At 60.8% G+C, this 16,015-nt stretch carries 17 protein-coding genes and 1 tRNA gene; 5 read left to right on the plus strand and 13 right to left on the minus strand.

Annotated features, from left to right (window positions below; all coding sequences use genetic code 11):
* Nucleotides 1-65: 65 nt before the first annotated feature.
* The 4 genes from BBX50_RS24945 to BBX50_RS24960 form a co-directional block, all read right to left on the minus strand.
* Nucleotides 66-150, minus strand: a tRNA-Leu gene (locus tag BBX50_RS24945).
* A 110-nt stretch (nt 151-260) separates the two neighbouring features.
* The gene (locus BBX50_RS24950) at nt 261-965 is read right to left on the minus strand and encodes an HAD family hydrolase (RefSeq protein ID WP_065777976.1); all 705 of its coding nucleotides are present in this window, start codon (nt 963-965) and stop codon (nt 261-263) included.
* 5 nt (nt 966-970) lie between these two features.
* Entirely contained in the window at nt 971-1,561 is a 591-nt protein-coding gene (locus tag BBX50_RS24955) for a hypothetical protein (protein WP_065777977.1), read from the minus strand.
* A gap of 81 nt (nt 1,562-1,642) precedes the next feature.
* Nucleotides 1,643-3,097 carry a TrkH family potassium uptake protein gene (locus BBX50_RS24960; protein ID WP_065777978.1) on the minus strand — a complete coding sequence of 485 codons (1,455 nt, stop codon included), beginning with the start codon at nt 3,095-3,097 and terminating at the stop codon, nt 1,643-1,645.
* A 156-nt stretch (nt 3,098-3,253) separates the two neighbouring features.
* On the opposite strand from BBX50_RS24960, the gene ilvA reads away from it, so the two are divergent.
* Nucleotides 3,254-4,501: a threonine ammonia-lyase gene (ilvA, locus tag BBX50_RS24965; RefSeq protein ID WP_065777979.1), complete on the plus strand. Its 1,248-nt coding sequence runs from the start codon at nt 3,254-3,256 to the stop codon at nt 4,499-4,501.
* Between the two features lie 77 nt (nt 4,502-4,578).
* A complete protein-coding gene (locus tag BBX50_RS24970; protein WP_065777980.1) occupies nt 4,579-4,899 on the plus strand; it encodes an HlyU family transcriptional regulator in 321 nt (106 codons plus the stop codon).
* Nucleotides 4,900-5,085: 186 nt separating this feature from the next.
* Here BBX50_RS24970 and BBX50_RS24975 read toward each other — a convergent pair whose 3' ends face one another.
* Complete coding sequence (locus BBX50_RS24975) at nt 5,086-7,056, minus strand: bifunctional 2',3'-cyclic-nucleotide 2'-phosphodiesterase/3'-nucleotidase (protein WP_065778033.1); 1,971 nt, start codon at nt 7,054-7,056, stop codon at nt 5,086-5,088.
* 244 nt (nt 7,057-7,300) lie between these two features.
* Between BBX50_RS24975 and BBX50_RS24980 the strand changes: the two genes are divergently transcribed.
* Nucleotides 7,301-8,548, plus strand: a complete 1,248-nt coding sequence (locus tag BBX50_RS24980) for a GGDEF domain-containing protein (protein ID WP_065777981.1) — start codon at nt 7,301-7,303, stop codon at nt 8,546-8,548.
* 12 nt (nt 8,549-8,560) lie between these two features.
* On the opposite strand, the gene BBX50_RS24985 is transcribed toward BBX50_RS24980, so the two are convergent.
* Nucleotides 8,561-9,022 (minus strand): Lrp/AsnC family transcriptional regulator, encoded by a 462-nt coding sequence (locus BBX50_RS24985; RefSeq protein WP_065777982.1) that lies wholly within the window; start codon nt 9,020-9,022, stop codon nt 8,561-8,563.
* Between the two features lie 158 nt (nt 9,023-9,180).
* On the opposite strand from BBX50_RS24985, the gene ald reads away from it, so the two are divergent.
* A complete protein-coding gene (ald, locus tag BBX50_RS24990) occupies nt 9,181-10,299 on the plus strand; it encodes an alanine dehydrogenase (RefSeq protein WP_065777983.1) in 1,119 nt (372 codons plus the stop codon).
* 56 nt (nt 10,300-10,355) lie between these two features.
* On the opposite strand, the gene BBX50_RS24995 is transcribed toward ald, so the two are convergent.
* From BBX50_RS24995 to BBX50_RS25015, 5 genes are all read right to left on the minus strand, one after another.
* A complete protein-coding gene (locus tag BBX50_RS24995; RefSeq protein ID WP_065777984.1) occupies nt 10,356-10,823 on the minus strand; it encodes a DUF1203 domain-containing protein in 468 nt (155 codons plus the stop codon).
* A 92-nt stretch (nt 10,824-10,915) separates the two neighbouring features.
* Nucleotides 10,916-11,479 carry a GNAT family N-acetyltransferase gene (locus tag BBX50_RS30880; RefSeq protein WP_065777985.1) on the minus strand — a complete coding sequence of 188 codons (564 nt, stop codon included), beginning with the start codon at nt 11,477-11,479 and terminating at the stop codon, nt 10,916-10,918.
* A 4-nt stretch (nt 11,480-11,483) separates the two neighbouring features.
* Nucleotides 11,484-12,338 carry a 3-mercaptopyruvate sulfurtransferase gene (gene sseA, locus BBX50_RS30885; RefSeq protein WP_065777986.1) on the minus strand — a complete coding sequence of 285 codons (855 nt, stop codon included), beginning with the start codon at nt 12,336-12,338 and terminating at the stop codon, nt 11,484-11,486.
* Between the two features lie 15 nt (nt 12,339-12,353).
* Nucleotides 12,354-13,103 carry an alanyl-tRNA editing protein gene (locus tag BBX50_RS25010; RefSeq protein ID WP_065777987.1) on the minus strand — a complete coding sequence of 250 codons (750 nt, stop codon included), beginning with the start codon at nt 13,101-13,103 and terminating at the stop codon, nt 12,354-12,356.
* Nucleotides 13,104-13,110: 7 nt separating this feature from the next.
* A complete protein-coding gene (locus BBX50_RS25015) occupies nt 13,111-14,151 on the minus strand; it encodes a cysteine synthase A (RefSeq protein WP_065777988.1) in 1,041 nt (346 codons plus the stop codon).
* A 318-nt stretch (nt 14,152-14,469) separates the two neighbouring features.
* Between BBX50_RS25015 and BBX50_RS25020 the strand changes: the two genes are divergently transcribed.
* Nucleotides 14,470-15,309 (plus strand): SDR family NAD(P)-dependent oxidoreductase, encoded by an 840-nt coding sequence (locus tag BBX50_RS25020; RefSeq protein WP_083213798.1) that lies wholly within the window; start codon nt 14,470-14,472, stop codon nt 15,307-15,309.
* On the opposite strand, the gene BBX50_RS25025 is transcribed toward BBX50_RS25020, so the two are convergent.
* Nucleotides 15,297-15,623 (minus strand): SMR family transporter, encoded by a 327-nt coding sequence (locus BBX50_RS25025; protein WP_065777990.1) that lies wholly within the window; start codon nt 15,621-15,623, stop codon nt 15,297-15,299. The two genes, BBX50_RS25020 and BBX50_RS25025, sit on opposite strands and share 13 nt — an antisense overlap.
* The gene (locus BBX50_RS25030; RefSeq protein ID WP_065777991.1) at nt 15,610-15,981 is read right to left on the minus strand and encodes an SMR family transporter; all 372 of its coding nucleotides are present in this window, start codon (nt 15,979-15,981) and stop codon (nt 15,610-15,612) included. The genes BBX50_RS25025 and BBX50_RS25030 overlap by 14 nt, the downstream gene beginning before the upstream one ends.
* Nucleotides 15,982-16,015: the final 34 nt, after the last annotated feature.

Consider the following 16,015-nt stretch of genomic DNA (forward strand, 5'->3'; position numbering starts at 1 on the left):
ACGCCCATACCGCTGGGCGGAAGCGCAGACGCGCGCCGCAAAGTGGTCCTGAGAAGCCGGTTGTCTGGTGCGGGCGGCGGGGATCGAACCCGCACAGCCAAGGCCGAGGGATTTTAAGTCCCTTGCGTCTACCAGTTTCGCCACGCCCGCATGGCTCCTAGATCAATCACTTGCGCTGCCGCGTCAAGGGGATGGACGCAGCTTTGTCTCGGCGGCCACGACGGTTTGTTGGCAGTACTAGGTCACGCGGTCGGAGAGACTTAGCCTTCCAAAGCGCGAACGAGATCGGCCAGTCCGCCGAGGTCTTCGAGCTCGCGGAAACGCGGGTGATGCTCCGGTTTGTCGTGGTGCTCGAACGCCCAGGTGAGTGCGTGGGGAACATAGACGCCCCAGCTTCCGGCATCGAGCGCAGGCACAATGTCCGACTTCAGAGAATTGCCGACCATCAGGCTTTTTGAAGGGCCGTCGCCGTGGCGACTGAAGATGCGGTCGTAAGTGGCGACATTCTTGTCGCTGACGATCTCGATGGCATCGAAATAATCGCCGAGGCGGGAGGCCGCCAGCTTGCGTTCCTGATCGAAGAGATCGCCCTTGGTGATCATCACAAGACGGAACTGGCCGTGAAGCGCGTCGAGCGTTTCCTTGACATGGGGCAGCGGTTCGACCGGATGGACGAGCATTTCGCGTCCCGCGGCGAGAATCTCGGCGATGACGGAGGAGGGCACGTTACCCTCTGTCACCTCGACGGCGGTCTCGACCATTGACAGAACAAAGCCCTTGATGCCGAAGCCGTAGAGGCCGAGATTGCGCTTCTCGGCCGCGAGCAGCCGTTCGGGCAGATGTTCGGTGTCGGTGTAATCCCGCAGCAAATCGGCAAAGCGCGCTTCCGTCAGCCGGTAGAACTGCTCGTTCTGCCAGAGTGTGTCGTCGGCGTCGAAGCCGACGGTCGTTATTGCATGGGGCATGGTCTTTAAGGTCCGGCGATCTTGAATGGTTGGTCAACGCTGGCGCTCTTGCCGCTGTTGACGTCGTTGAAATGGAAGCGCAGCACGTAGTCGCCGGCAGGTGCTCCGGAAACGTCGATCGTCAGCGTCGAATAGATTTCCTGGTTTCTAAGGAAACCGGTGAACGTGAAATCCCCGAACGCCTTCTGTCCGGCAAGGACATCGCCCTTCGGATTGAGGATATCGAAATCGACGGTGAAGTGGCTTTCGAGCTGGCCTTTTGTTGCCGCATCCTTCCAGCTCAGCCCGATCGGCTCGATGTAGGAGATCAGCGATTCTCCGGACTTGAACACGGAGCCGTCGCGCGGTTGGTACATGGCATAGCCGGTCGGCGGCTTGGAGACGAAAACCGCCTTGCCGATTGCAAAGGGCAGCGTTTGCGAGAAATCACTCATTGCCTGTCGCAAGAGGTCATGGGCCTTCGCCGTGTCACCCGATGCCGCGAGCTTTTCTGCCTGTGTTGCCGCTTCGGCAAGCGGGCCAGCCTGGGCAGCCGTAAATGTGGACAGCGTTGTGGCGGTGGCCAACGCCGCCAGAAGAAGCAGATGTTTCACCATGACGTTTCCCCATCGCCGATCTCGACCGACTTTCGGCATTTGCCGCATCGAGTCAAGACGATAGGGCCGGCATGCAAATGGTCAATGCTTCCAGAAGACCGGCGTCAAAATCACCAGCACCGTCAAGACCTCGAGACGGCCGAGCAGCATCATCAGCGACAGGAGGTAGAGCTCCGGATCCTTGAGCGTGGAGAAGTTCCCGGCGGGCCCGATAATGTTGCCGAGTCCGGGGCCGACATTCGAGAGGCAGGTGATGACTGCCGACGTCGCGGTGACCAGATCGTAACCGAGTGCACCCATGGCGAGACTTCCAAGGACCCACAGCAGGATGTAGGTGATGAAGAACAGGAAGATGGCGCGCTGCGTGTCGGCATCAACGGTGTTCTTGCCGTAGCGCACCGCATAGATCGCGTTGGGATAGACGAGCTTGTTGAGGCCGGAGCGGATCGCGTTGAAGAGCACGATGAAGCGATAAGCCTTGATGCCGCCGGCGGTGGAACCGGAACAACCGCCCATGAAGGTGGCGATGAAGGCGGCCATGACCACAAACGGACCCCAAAGCGTATAGTCCTGGCTCGCATAGCCGCTGGTCGACAGGATCGAGGTGATGTTGAAGAAGGAGTGTGCGAGCGCCAGGTGAAATTCAACGCCGTTGACGAGGCGATGATAGACCGCGACCGCGATCGAAAAGGCTGAGAGATAGCCGAGAAAGACGATGATCTGCGGATCCCGCAGCGCATCGAGCCGACCGCGCGCCACCAGCACGATCAGGATCGAGAAGGGCAGGCTGCAGAGCGCCATGAAAAAGGTCGCCGTCCAAAGCAGCGGAATGCTGCCGAAGTAGCCGAAGGACGCGTCATGGGTAGAAAAGCCGCCTGTCGCCACCGTCGACATCGCATGGTTGATGGCATCGAACCGGTTCATGCCCGTCAGGAAGTAGCCGATGGTGCACAGAAGTGTGATGACGACATAGACGATGAGGAAGGCACGGCTGAAGCTGGCGAGGCGGGCAAAGGGCTTGTCGCTGGTGTCGGAGGATTCCATCTTGAAAAACGACATCCCGCCTACGCGCAGATAGGGGATGATGAACAGGCCAAGCACGACGATGCCGATGCCGCCGAGCCAGCACAGCAGCGAGCGCCAGACCAGGAGCCCGGGCGGGGCATCGTCGAGGCCGACGATCACCGTCGCACCTGTCGTGGTGATTGCCGAGACGGATTCGAACAAGGCCTGAGCAAAATCGAGTTTCAGCGAAGACAGCCATAGCGGGATTGCGCCCACCACCGAAAACACGGCCCACAGCATGTTGACGAGGACGAAGCCGAATTTCTTTGAAAACGGCGGCGGACCCATACGTGTGGCCATGAACGTCGCAAGCGAGAGACCGCCGACCATGAAAGCCGAAGCGGCGAAGATGCTCCAATCCGGGTGGCCGTAATAGAGATCGACCATCGCCGGCACCAGCATCGCGCAGGCAAGGTAGATGCCGAGGATCGCCGAGATATGGACGGCATGCCGGATCAGGGTGGCGTTCAAGCGTTCATTTTCCCGGAGAGTGTTGCGGGCGTGCCGGCCGAATAGGGTGTGACCGTATTTTTCACGGCGACCCGATTCGTGTCAAAGCGATGGCTTCATGTGTGGCAATGTGCAATAGCGACGGCCATCGATCACCTCAACGGAAGACCGCGCGTGATGAAGCACGATGTTGAAACCGCAACCGAAGCCCTGCGGGAGATCTTCCCGCCGACACCGCTGCAGCTCAACGAGCACCTCAGCGCACGCTACGGCGCGAACATCTATCTCAAGCGCGAGGACCTGTCGCCCGTCCGCTCCTACAAGATCAGGGGCGCGTTCAATTTCTTCCGCAAGGCGATTGGCGACGGTGCTTCGGGCAAGACCTTCGTCTGCGCCTCTGCCGGCAACCATGCCCAGGGTTTTGCTTTTGTCTGCCGTCATTTCGGCGTGCCGGGCGTCGTTTTCATGCCGGTGACCACGCCGCAGCAGAAGATCGACAAGACCCGCATGTTCGGCGGCGAGTTCATCACCATCCGTCTCGTCGGCGATATCTTCGACCAGTGCTACAAGGCGGCGCGTGATCATGTCGAAGCGATCGGCGGCGTCATGGTGCCGCCCTTCGATCATGCCGATATCATCGAAGGCCAGGCAAGCGTCGCCGCCGAAATTGCCTGGCAACTGCCTGACGGCGTCACGCCCGATCTTGTTGTTCTGCCTGTTGGCGGTGGTGGTCTTGCCGCCGGCGTGACGGGATATCTCAAGGACGTGGTTGCAGCGGATCATTTCATCTTTTGCGAACCCGCCGGCGCACCCAGCCTGCGCGAGAGCCTTGAAACCGGCAGCGTCGTAACCCTCGATCAGGTCGACAACTTCGTCGACGGTGCCGCTGTCGGACGGATCGGCGATCTCAATTTTGCAGCGCTCCGTCGCTTCTCCGCCGATCAGGTGATGCTCTTGGCGGAAAATGCGATCTGCCTGACGATCGTCGATATGCTGAACGTCGAAGGTGTCGTGCTGGAGCCGGCCGGTGCCCTGTCGGTTGCGGCCCTGGAGGAGCTCGGCCCCGAGACGCTCGCGGGAAAGACTGTCGTGGCGGTGGTTTCCGGCGGCAATTTCGATTTCGAACGGCTGCCCGACGTCAAGGAACGGGCGATGCGTCACGCCGGCCTCAAGAAATATTTCATCCTGCGCATGGCGCAGCGACCCGGTGCGCTCCGCGATTTCCTCAACCTCCTCGGCGATGAGGACGATATTTCACGCTTCGAATATCTGAAGAAATCGGCGCGGAATTTCGGTTCGATCCTGATCGGCATCGAGACCAGACACGCCGAGAACTTTCCACTGCTGAAGGCACGGTTTGACGCCGCCGGACTGCGTTACCAGGACATCACCGAGAACGAGATCCTCTCAAACCTCATCATCTAAACGGGGATGCGGGCGTCGCGGTCCATTATCGGCACTTAGGCTTTGACAGTGTCGGTCGCGGCGTCTAAGTCTTGGGCATGGCATCGTTTTTCTCGAAATTGTTCGGCCGTTCCGGCACTTCCGAAAATCAGGCGCAGGCAGCGCCCGGGAAAGCGGAGGCCTATGCCGACTGCACCATTCGCGCGACGCCGATGCGCGAAGGCTCTCAGTTCCGTCTGGCGGGCAGCATCGAGAAGGTTTCGCCAGAAGGCGCTGCCAAGGTCCGCAACTTCATCCGGGCCGATCTCTTCACCTCTGAGCAGGACGCGATTGACGCGGCGCTGCGCAAGGGGCGTCAGATCATCGACCAGACCGGCCCGTCGCTGTTTTCCGACGAAGCGCAATCGCGTCAGGTTTAGCGGCGGCAACATATCTTTTATTTTCAGAACGTTGACCGATATTGCTAATGTGATGTGTCGGTTTGTTTTGCCGCGCGCGGACCAGTTTCCGCTTCGATTCAGGCGCACGAGAGCGCCGATGGCTCATCGCTATCCGCTTTGAATGGCGGGCCGCACAATGTGCGGCCCGATCTGATCGGTGGAAGTCTAGAGTTTGATCCGGAAGCGGGCAAAACCTTCGGCGGCATCACCGGCATCTTCGATCGTGACACCCCTTACCTGCGCCAGGAACTGCCGCGCTTTCGGTCCGCTGTCGAAAGTTGCGCTCGTATTGGCGAGTGGCACGAATGTCCAGTTGGCGTCGGCCGAAGGGTTGATCGTGCCCTGATCGATAATATAGCGCACAACGACATCGCGGTTGGTATCAGGCGCCACGAACACCACTTTGTCGGCGGTGATGTCGGGGAAGTTGCCGCCGCCGCCCGCCCGATAGTTGTTGGTCGCGATGACGAATTTCTGCGCCGGATCAATCGGTTTTCCATTGAACTGCAAGTTCTTGATGCGGTTCGAGGATGCGTTGATCGTGTTGCCGTCCTTGTCGAATTTCGGCGGCACTGAAAGGTCGATCTGGTAGGTAACCCCGTCGATGACGTCGAAATTGTAGGACGGGAAACTGCCGTTGATCAATGGTGCGTCGGAGGCGCCGGGCTTGACCTCGTTGAAGATGCCGGCCGACATTTCCAGCCAGTTGCGCACCTGCTCGCCGGTGACGATGACGGCTTGGACCGTGTTGGGATAGAGATAGAGATCAGCGACATTCTTGATCGCGATGTCGCCGGCCGGAACGTCGGTATAGTAATCGGCACCGCCGCGACCGCCGGCCTTGAAGGGGGCGGCCGCTGAAAGCACCGGCAGATCACGGTGCTCCGTGTCCTTCAGCATCTCCTTGATGTACCAGGTCTGCGCCTGGCTGACGATCTGTACCGACGGGTCGTCGGCGACCAGCGCGAAGTAGGAATAGAGTGGCGCGCTGGTCTTGCCGACCGGCGTGCGCACATAGGCAAGTGTCGCCTCGTGGTCCTTTTGCGCTGCCGCGAGAACATCCTGTCTATCGGCGACTTCGGCGATCACCTTCTTTTCCTCGCGGCGATAGATCGGCCGCGCCTCACTCGTCGAACTGACCACGCGCCAGCCACCGCCTTCGCGTTCGATCAAGAGGTCGATCAGGCCGAGATGCGAGCCCCAGAAGCCGCCCATGACGCCAGGTTTTCCGGAAATCAGCCCCTTCTTGTTGTCGACGCCTGTGACGCCGTCGAACTTCGGTCCGGGGAAATCCAGGTGGCTGTGGCCGGTGACGATGGCATCGATGCCCTCGATCGCGGCCAGCGGTATGGTGGCATTCTCGAGATTCTCGGCATAGGTCTGCTGGCCGATGCCAGAGTGCGAGAGGGCGATGACAATATCGGCGCCTTCCTCGCGCATCTGCGGCACCCAGGCTTCAGCCGCCTTGACGATGTCGCGGGCATTGGCCTTGCCTTCAAGATGCTTCGCATCCCAGGTCATGATCTGCGGCGGCACGAAGCCGATGAGGCCGATGCGGATCTGATGTTCCTCGCCCGAGCCATCCTTCACCTTGCGGTCGAGAATGACGTAGGGCTTCAGGAACAGTTCGTCCTGACGCGCGCTGGCCGCGAGGGCACCCTTCGTCAGGTTGGCGCAGACGAGCGGGAAGTTGGCTCCGTTCAGTGCCTTGAACATGAAGTCCAGGCCGTAGTTGAATTCGTGATTGCCGAGCGTGCCGCAATCATAGCCGAGCACGTTCATGGCGGCGATAACAGGGTGGACATCGCCATCCTTCATGCCGCGTTGGTAGGCGATGTAGTCGCCCATCGGATTGCCCTGCAAAAAGTCGCCATTGTCGACGAGGATGGAGTTCGTCGCCTCGGCGCGGATGGCGTCGATGATCGACGCGGTGCGTGCAAGGCCGACCGTGTCGTTGGGTTTGTCGCCATAGTAATCATAGGGAAAGACGTGGACGTGCAGGTCCGTCGTTTCCATGATTCGCAGATGCGCCTGGTTGGCCGCGGCGCGAGCGGAGAACGGATGCAGCATGACGAGTGCCGAAGTGGCCGCAGCCCCGGCAAGAAGCGAGCGGCGCGTGAGGTGGAGCGGGGATATCATCGATGTCATACGGTCCTCCATTGATCAAGAATCCGGATCTATTGTGCGGCATATGCAATCCGGAGTTTTGTTCGCTGACGTGCGAACCACGGTGGGTTGGCAGCGACTATGCCGCAACACAGACGTTTCTGAAAGCGGCGGATTTTCGCAGTCGCAAGCCGCCTGCCGGTCCGTTCCCAGTAAAGTTTTCTTTAAGCTTCCTGGTTAACCCTGCGTCGGGAAACGGAACTTTTTCAAGCACATGCCAAACGCCAACCTTCTTCTCTTCGTCGGCGAGGCGCTGGTCTACGTCACGGCGATGATCGGGCTCTTGCATCTTCGTGCCCGATTGGGTCTTGGTGTCTTCGTCGCAGCCCTCGGCGTGATGCACTTCATCGAAACCTATCTGGCCGCGGTCTTTTATGTGCAATTGCCGTTCGGCGTGATTTCGCCCGGATCGGCTGTGCTGTTCTCCGGCAAGCTGATGATGATCCTTCTGCTTTACGTGAAGGAGGATGCAGCCACGGTGCGCCAGCCGATCTACGGTCTGCTCGCCGGAAATTTCCTGACCGTGGCGCTGAGCCTCCTGTTGCGCGAGCACGACACCGTGGCGATTGTGCCGCAACGCTCCGCGGACCTTGCCTTCATTGATGAAATGGGCTGGCTGATGGTCTGGGGAACGACCATTCTCTACCTCGACTCGCTGATGATCATCTTGCTTTATGAGCGCCTGGGGCCGTGGTTGCGGCGTTTCGCGACGGCCCGTTTTCTGGTTTGTAGCGTCCTGGTGCTCACCTTCGATCAGGCGGCCTTTTACGCAGCGCTTCGCTGGTGGAACGGGGCGCCGGCCGAGGTGTTTTGGGGCGGGTGGTTTGCAAAGATGCTGGCCGCTCCGTTTTACGCAATCGCCATCGGCCTCTACCTTAACGCTTCGCGCCACCCGTCGCTCGCCATGTCGAACCGTCCACTTGGCGATATCTTCAACACGCTGACGTTCCGCGAGCGCTACGAGGATCTGCTGTCGCGTTCAGGCCAAGACACCTTGACCGGATCGCTCGATCGCAGCCGGTTTGAGGTCGAGGGGCCGGACATGCTGCGAGCGGCGAGTGCCGAGGGTGAAGCCGTCACCTTGATGATCATCGATGTCGACCACTTCAAGGGGGTCAACGATCGCTTCGGCCATATGGAAGGCGATCGTGTCTTGCAGCGCCTGGTCGAGACGGTGAAGTCGAGGTTGCGCCCGGTGGATCGGCTGTTTCGCTATGGCGGCGAAGAATTCGTGATCCTTTGCCCGGCAATGGCTCATCCGGACTCATTGCGCCGTGCGGACGACATCCGGATCGCAGTCTCCGAGCAGCTGTCGACGCCAGATGGACGACCGGTGACAGCGAGCATTGGCCTTTCGTCGACACCTGCCGACGGGACGGTGATCGAAGATCTGCTGTCGCAAGCCGATCTCAGGCTTTACGCAGCCAAGGGGCGTGGTCGCAATTGCGTTGTCGGCCGATAGCACTCGACGACATCAGATACCGACATTCGGCCGATCGATGATTTCGCGCAGCGAGAAGCTGGAGTTGATCTTGACCACGTGGGGCAAGGCCGAAAGCCAGTCACGGTGAATGCGCTCGTAGTCCTGCAAGTCCTTGGCCGCGACCCTTAGTATGTAGTCGTATTCGCCGGACATCAGGTAGCAGACGAGCACATTCGGACAGAGCTTCACTGCCGATTCAAACTCGGCGAGCGTCTTGGCGAACTGTCCCGACAGCGAGATATGGACGATTACCATGATCTGGTAATCGAGCGCCTTGTGGGCGATGCGTGCATGGTAACCGGCGATCGTCCCCGACTTTTCCAGGATATCGACCCGGCGGGAGCAGGCCGACGGCGACAGCCCGACCTTTGCCGCGAGATCGGCGTTCGATATGCGTCCGTTCTGCTGAAGAATGCGCAGAATCGCATGATCGATGGCGTCGAGTTCGCTCATTCGTGATTTCCCCTGATCTCGGCTGAATTTGTGCAATTTTCTTCGAAATCATTGCCCCGCCGATCATGTCTTTGCAAGGACATTCGGTTCACTGCGTGTTTTGCTTGGATGTCTCGTTACAAATGGCGAAATGCCTAAAAAAGGAGAGGAACGCGAGGATGCGTGTCGGTTGCCCGAAGGAAATCAAAAACCATGAATATCGTGTCGGCCTGACGCCCGGCTCGGTGCGTGAATATGTTGCCCATGGCCACGAGGTGATCGTGGAAACCAAGGCCGGGGCAGGGATCGGCGCGGATGACGATGCCTACCGTGCCGCTGGCGCGAAAATTGTCGCGACGGCAAAGGAAGTGTTCGAAAAGTCGGACATGATCGTCAAGGTCAAGGAGCCGCAGCCCTCCGAGTGGGCGCAGCTTCGCGAAGGCCAAATTCTCTATACCTATCTGCATCTGGCGCCGGATCCGGAGCAGACCAAGGGTCTGCTGAACTCCGGCGTCACGGCGATCGCCTATGAAACCGTCACCGACGAACGCGGCGGGCTGCCGCTTCTGGCGCCGATGTCGGAAGTGGCCGGTCGTCTCGCGATCCAGGCGGGCGCGACCTCGCTGCAAAAAGCCAATGGCGGCCGTGGCATCCTGCTTGGCGGCGTACCTGGCGTGCTTCCGGCGAAGGTCACTGTTATCGGCGGCGGCGTCGTCGGTCTGCATGCCGCGCGCATGGCGGCCGGCCTTGGCGCCGACGTCAGCATCATCGATCGCTCGATCCCGCGCCTGCGTCAGCTCGACGATCTCTTCGCCGGACGGGTGCACACGCGCTACTCGACGATCGATGCGCTCGAAGAAGAAGTGTTCTCCGCCGATCTCGTTATCGGTGCCGTGCTCATTCCGGGCGCAGCGGCTCCGAAGCTCGTCACGCGCGAGATGCTCACCGGCATGAAGAAGGGCGCGGTCATCGTCGACGTCGCCATCGACCAGGGCGGCTGCTTCGAGACCTCGCATGCGACCACGCATTCCGATCCGACCTATGAGGTCGACGGTGTCGTTCACTACTGCGTCGCCAACATGCCGGGCGCCGTGCCGGTGACCTCTGCGCATGCGCTGAACAACGCCACGCTTCACTATGGCCTGCAGCTCGCCGACAAGGGGCTGAAGGCGATCGCTGAGGATCGCCACCTTCGCGCCGGCCTCAACGTTCACCGTGGCCGCGTGACCAACGGCCCGGTTGCCGAAGCGCTCGGCTATGACGCCTATGCGCCCGAGGCTGTCTTGAACGTCGCCTGATTGATGAAGAATTGCAGCGGCCCGGCAAAAATGCCGGGCCGATTGCTACCAATGCGTCAAGCGCCGACGATCCGGCACTGATAGCAATTGTATCGGGTCGAGCGCACATGCACAGCCGCGACGTCCGAACGCGCAAGCAGTTCTTTCGCTCTGGTTTCGAGATCGTCTCTCGCAACGACGTCGCCGGTTCCATAAACGATTCGTTCGTCGTCGCTGTAGCCGCGCAGGAGATAGTTGTCGCGCGAGACCAGGATCGGCGGCAATGATTTGCCATCATGCGCGGGGCATACCTCGGCATGCATGAAGACGGGGCCGGTTTCCGCATAAGGCTGCATCGAGGAGAACGGCCGAAGCGCGAAGATCAGGTAGGGCGCGCCGGCCTCGACATAGTCCAGGCAATGACGACATGGCACGCCGCTGCCATCGGAAATCTGTCGCTCCGGCGCATTGCCGTAGGCATCTGGCTCGCCTTCCCGCATCCGGCGGGCGTCGTCGGCGGACATTGGAACGTAGCGCAACGGCATGGTGTATCTCCTTGATCGGTCCGAATTGCTCGATCAGGAGACTGCACCGGTCGCGGCCGTTCCGACACCCGGAACTTGCCGCGTCGGGTCCGTCAGAGGCTTTTCGCCAGGCCAAGCAGTTCGGCGTCAGTCAAAGGTTCGACGGTCGCCTCCCGGGTCGCAACCGGCGAGAAACCGAACTGCTGGTAGAGCTGGAGCGCGCGGGGGTGGTCGAGATTGTTGGTCGTGACCGTCAGCTTGCTTGGGTTGAGCGCCCAGGCGGCAAACAGCGTCTGCAGCAGGAACCACTTGCCAAGGCCGAGGCCAAGCGCATGTTCCATCAGCCCGAAATGGACAAGCTCGACGATGTCGTCTTCACCCTGGTGCAACTCGAAGAACCCCGCCGGCGCACCGTTGACGTAGAGCACAGTCACGCTCGTCCGCTTGTCGCCCAGCACCTCGGCGAGTTTTTCGTCGCTCATCCGCAGCCGCTCGGTCCAGTGCCAGCGTTTGCCGACCCGCAGATAGAGGAAGCGATAGTAGCTGAGCGGAATGTCGGAGACACGCAAGATCGCGGTCTGGATATTGACCGGCATCGGCAGGCTCTGCTTCGGCGGTGCCGTCATTTCGAGTTCGGTCACATGCGCCGTCAGTGGGGCGAGCTTCTGGGTGCGCATGATATCACTCTCGACCGGTCACGACCGGAGTGTCGGCTCGACCGCCCCATTCCGACCAGGAGCCGTCGTAGAGCGTATTGTCGGCATGGCCGAGCGATTGCAGCGCCAGCGTGATGATGGCGGCGGTAACGCCCGATCCGCATGTGGTCACCACAGGCTTTGAAAGATCGACGCCCGCGTCGGCAAAGGTCTGGCGGAGTGCTGCGAGATCCTTGAGCTTGCCGTTTTCCGAAAAGACACCCGAGGGAAGGCTGTGGGCACCCGGCATGTGACCGGAGCGCAGACCGGCGCGCGGTTCCGGTTCCTCGCCATAGAAGCGTGCTGCACCGCGGGCATCGGCGATCTGGACGGAGCTGCCGGCGACGATGTCCTTCATCTCGGCCAATGAGGTCACGGCCGTCGGCGTGAAACTCGCCCTGAATGTGGCCGGCTTGGGCGAGGGGACGTCCGTGGTGACGGGGCGTCCTTCCCTGTTCCAGCCGTCCATGCCGCCATCGAGAACGTAGACGTTCTTGGCGCCCATGATGCGCAGTTCCCACCAGACGCGCGGCGCCGTCATGATGCCGGGGCCATCATAAACGACGATCGTGTCCGTCTCGCTGACGCCCAGGGCACCGACTGCCTCGGCAAAGGCTTCCGGTGTCGGAAGCGTGTGCGGGAGGCCACTTGTGTGGTCGGCAATGGCGTCCTGATCGAAGAAGACAGCGCCGGGAATGTGCCCGGCATCGTATTCAGCCTTCGGGTTGCGGTTCTGTGCCGGCAGGTACCAGGCGGCGTCGAGGATCCGGATCGACGGATCGCCGAGCCGCTCCTGCAGCCAATCGGCGGACACGACAAAGGCGCTATTGTTGGTGGTCACGGTCGCAGCTCCTACTCAGACTGATGCACGATCTTCGGGCGTACCGAAGCGGATACGGAACCGGCGGTTCTCCTTACCCTTTTTCTCGATTTTGGCGATGTGGATGGCGCCGACCTCCTGGGTCTCCGACACATGCGTGCCGCCGCAGGGCTGGCTGTCGATGGCCGAATCTTCACCGATGCAGACAAGGCTGACACGCCCGAGCCCGATCGGCGGGCGCACGTTCTTCGATTTGACGATGCCGGGATTGCCGGCCAGTTCCTCGTCGGTGATCCATTGGACATAAACCGGGTGATTTTCCTCGATGAGCTTCATCAGCGCCGTGGTGACCTCGTCCCTGTCGATCGTCTCGCTCATGTCGAAGTCGACACGGCTCTCGTCTTCGCCGACAGAAGCGCCGGTGATCGGGAAGGGACAGACGACGGAGAGCAGATGGCAGGCGGTGTGCATGCGCATCAGCCGGTAGCGGCGCGGCCAGTCAATGTGAAGAACGAGCGTCTCGCCGATTTCAGGCCGTGGCTGACCTTCGGCCGGCACGTGAATGATGATGTCCTTGGTTTCGCCGTGACGGGCAACAGCAATGTCGATGCGGCTGCCGTCGGCACGTTCCAGAAAGCCCGTATCACCGGGCTGTCCACCTGAAGTCGCATAGAAGCAGGTCTGATCAAACTCGATCCCGCCATCTTCCAGAATTGCCGTGACGCTTGCTTCGCAGGTCGAGAGGTAGAAATCGTCTCGGAAAAGGGCAGTCACGGTCCTGGTCATCGCATTCCTATCCCACTGATTCGTATGGCACTGCAAGGTTGGAAGACGTCTTCAACCATGCCGGTACCGGCAGTCCCTTGGAGGTGAGGAAGTCCGGGTTGAAGAGTTTCGACTGATAGCGGTTACCATAGTCGCAGAGGATCGTCACGATCGTATGTCCGGGACCAAGTTCCTTGGCGAGGCGCACGGCACCGGCGATGTTGATGCCGGTCGAGCCGCCGACGCAGATGCCCTCGCGCTCGATCAGGTCGAAGACGTAGGGAACCGCCTCTGAGTCGGGGATCTGGTACGAGAAATCCGGTGTGAATCCTTCCAGATTGGCGGTGATGCGGCCCTGGCCGATGCCCTCGGTGATCGAGCTGCCCTCGGATTTCAGCTCGCCGTTGGTATAGAAATTGTAGAGTGCAGCCCCTTGGGGGTCCGCCAGACCGATCTTGACTGCCGGGTTCTTCGCCTTGAGCCCCAGCGCGACGCCGGCAAGGGTTCCGCCGGAGCCGACGGCGCAGATGAAACCATCGACCTTGCCATCCGTATCGCGCCAGATTTCCGGTGCCGTGGTTTCCACATGCGCGTCGCGGTTGGCGACGTTGTCGAACTGATTCGCCCAGATGGCGCCATTCGGCTCGGTCTTGGCCAGTTGCTCGGCGAGCCGGCCGGAGATCTTCACGTAGTTGTTGGGGTTCTTGTAGGGAACGGCGGGCACCTCGACGAGTTCGGCCCCGAGCAGCAGTATGGCGTCCTTTTTCTCCTGGCTTTGGGTTTCCGGAATGACGATGACGGTGCGATAGCCGAGGGCCTGGCCGACGAGCGCCAAGCCGATGCCGGTGTTGCCGGCAGTGCCCTCGACGATGACGCCACCCGGCCGCAACTGCCCGGTGCGTTCCGCATGGCGGATGATCGACAGCGCCGCACGGTCCTTCACCGATTGTCCGGGGTTCAGGAACTCGGCCTTGCCGAGGATCGTGCAGCCTGTTGCCTCGGACACGGATTTCAGCCGGATCAGGGGCGTGTTGCCGATCGCTTCGAGGACGGACGGTAGAATGGCCATTTGCAGAACCTCGTGTTTGAGGACAGACGCCGCAGCAGGGCGGCACGTACCAGGTAAAATTAAGCGGCGACCAGCGATTAGCGACAACGATCTCGGATCGCCGAAATGTTGGCGTGTTTTCGGCTCAGCCTGCACTTCAGGCAAGAAATAGCGTTTCGCTGCCGCTCTGTCCCGAACAAAAATCGTCTCCGGGGCATGGGAGCGCTCAATGGCGGCAAGCGCTGCTGCGATAGGAGAGGATTTGGTCTGGGGCCAGGCGCGTTGTCCTGCCCCGTAGCGATGTGTGCGTGTTTCCCGGCGCGTGCCGAGGAGTAGGTGATGAGTGTAAATTCCACGAAACCGGAACGGAAACTGGCTTGGGTTACGGGTGCGAGTGCGGGAATTGGGCGCGCCTTGGCGCTTCGGTTGGTGCGCGCCGGCTATTCGGTCGTCGTTACCGCCAGAAGCCATGAGAAACTGGTGGAGCTGCAGCAGGAAGCGGCAGGCGAGGGGCGGATCACCGTGCTCGATGGCGATGTCACCGATCCGGACGACATGGAGCGGGTGATGGCCGCCATCGAGTATGACCACGGCCACCTTGCGCTCGTTGTGCTCAATGCCGGGGTCGCGCTGTCAGTCCGAGGCGACGACCTCCATAGAGAAGCTTTCGAGACGAGTTTTGCGGTCAACGTCAACGGCGTCGTCAACTGTCTGCTGCCGGCCGTCGCCCATATGAAGGCTCAAGGGCACGGCCATATCGCCATCGTTTCGTCGGCCGCTGGTTATGGCGGGTTGCCCACCAGTGCCGCTTACGGGGCCTCGAAGGCTGCGCTGATCAACATGGCCGAAAGCCTGAAGTTCGATCTCGACCGGATCGGCATCCGGCTGCAGATCATTTGTCCGGGATTTGTGGACACGCCTGGAACGGCGAGAATTCGCTTTCCGAGACCTGCCATGCTCAGTGCTGACGAGGCCGCTGATCGGATCGTCGCCGGCTTGAAGTCGAAGCGCTTTGAAATCGCTTTCCCGCGGCATTTCGCCTATGCGGTGAAACTCATGCGTCTGCTGCCCTACGGCCTCTATTTCGGCCTTCTCAAGTGGCTGACGGCCGGCAGCGCCGAGGCGGCGGGACCGGCAAAGCGCGCCGGCCCAGGCGAGCGTCGGCATCAGGCGGTGTGAAGCACCAGCACCGCGCCGAAGATGAGCGCGAGCCCGGCCCAGCCAATCGGCTTGAGCTTCTGTCCAAAGAGGATCCGTCCACAGATCGCCGTGCCGAAGATACCGGTTGCGCCAAGCACGGCATAGGCGATCGCCAGTTCCATGCCTTTGGTGGCTTCGGCCAGCAGAGCGAAGGCGGCAAGCACCAGCAGGATGGAGAGCGCGCCCCAGCCGCGGCGGGCAAAACCTTCCGATTTCGTCGATGCGAGGTTGGCCGCGACGTCGAGAATGCCCGCAAGCACGGCCAGAACGAAGTAGATGCTAGGCGCGCTCATTGGCTGCTCCTTCTGCCGAGACTTCATCTTCATCGTGGCGCTCGCCAGCATTGACGAGAAGGATGCCGATGATCGCCATCGACAGCCCCAGCATTTCGCGCCCCGTCAGCACGTGGCCGAAGACGAAGACAGAGACGAGCGTGATGATCGCGACGCCTGAGCCTTCCCAGATGGCATAGGCGACGCCGACCGAAATGGTCTTCACCGCCTTCGCCAGAAAGACATAGGAAAGCGCGATCGAGACATACATGACGATGTGGCCGAAATAGTTGCCGCTTGTGGAAGCGGCCTTCATCACCGTCAGGCCCACCACTTCAGTCGCGATGGCGAGCGCGAGGAAAAACCATGCAAGACGCATGCGGAACCTTCAAAAACAGTTTGGATCGGACCGC

It is taken from the genome of Ensifer sp. LC11 (assembly GCF_001695835.1).
In the GTDB taxonomy this organism is placed as follows: domain Bacteria; phylum Pseudomonadota; class Alphaproteobacteria; order Rhizobiales; family Rhizobiaceae; genus Ensifer.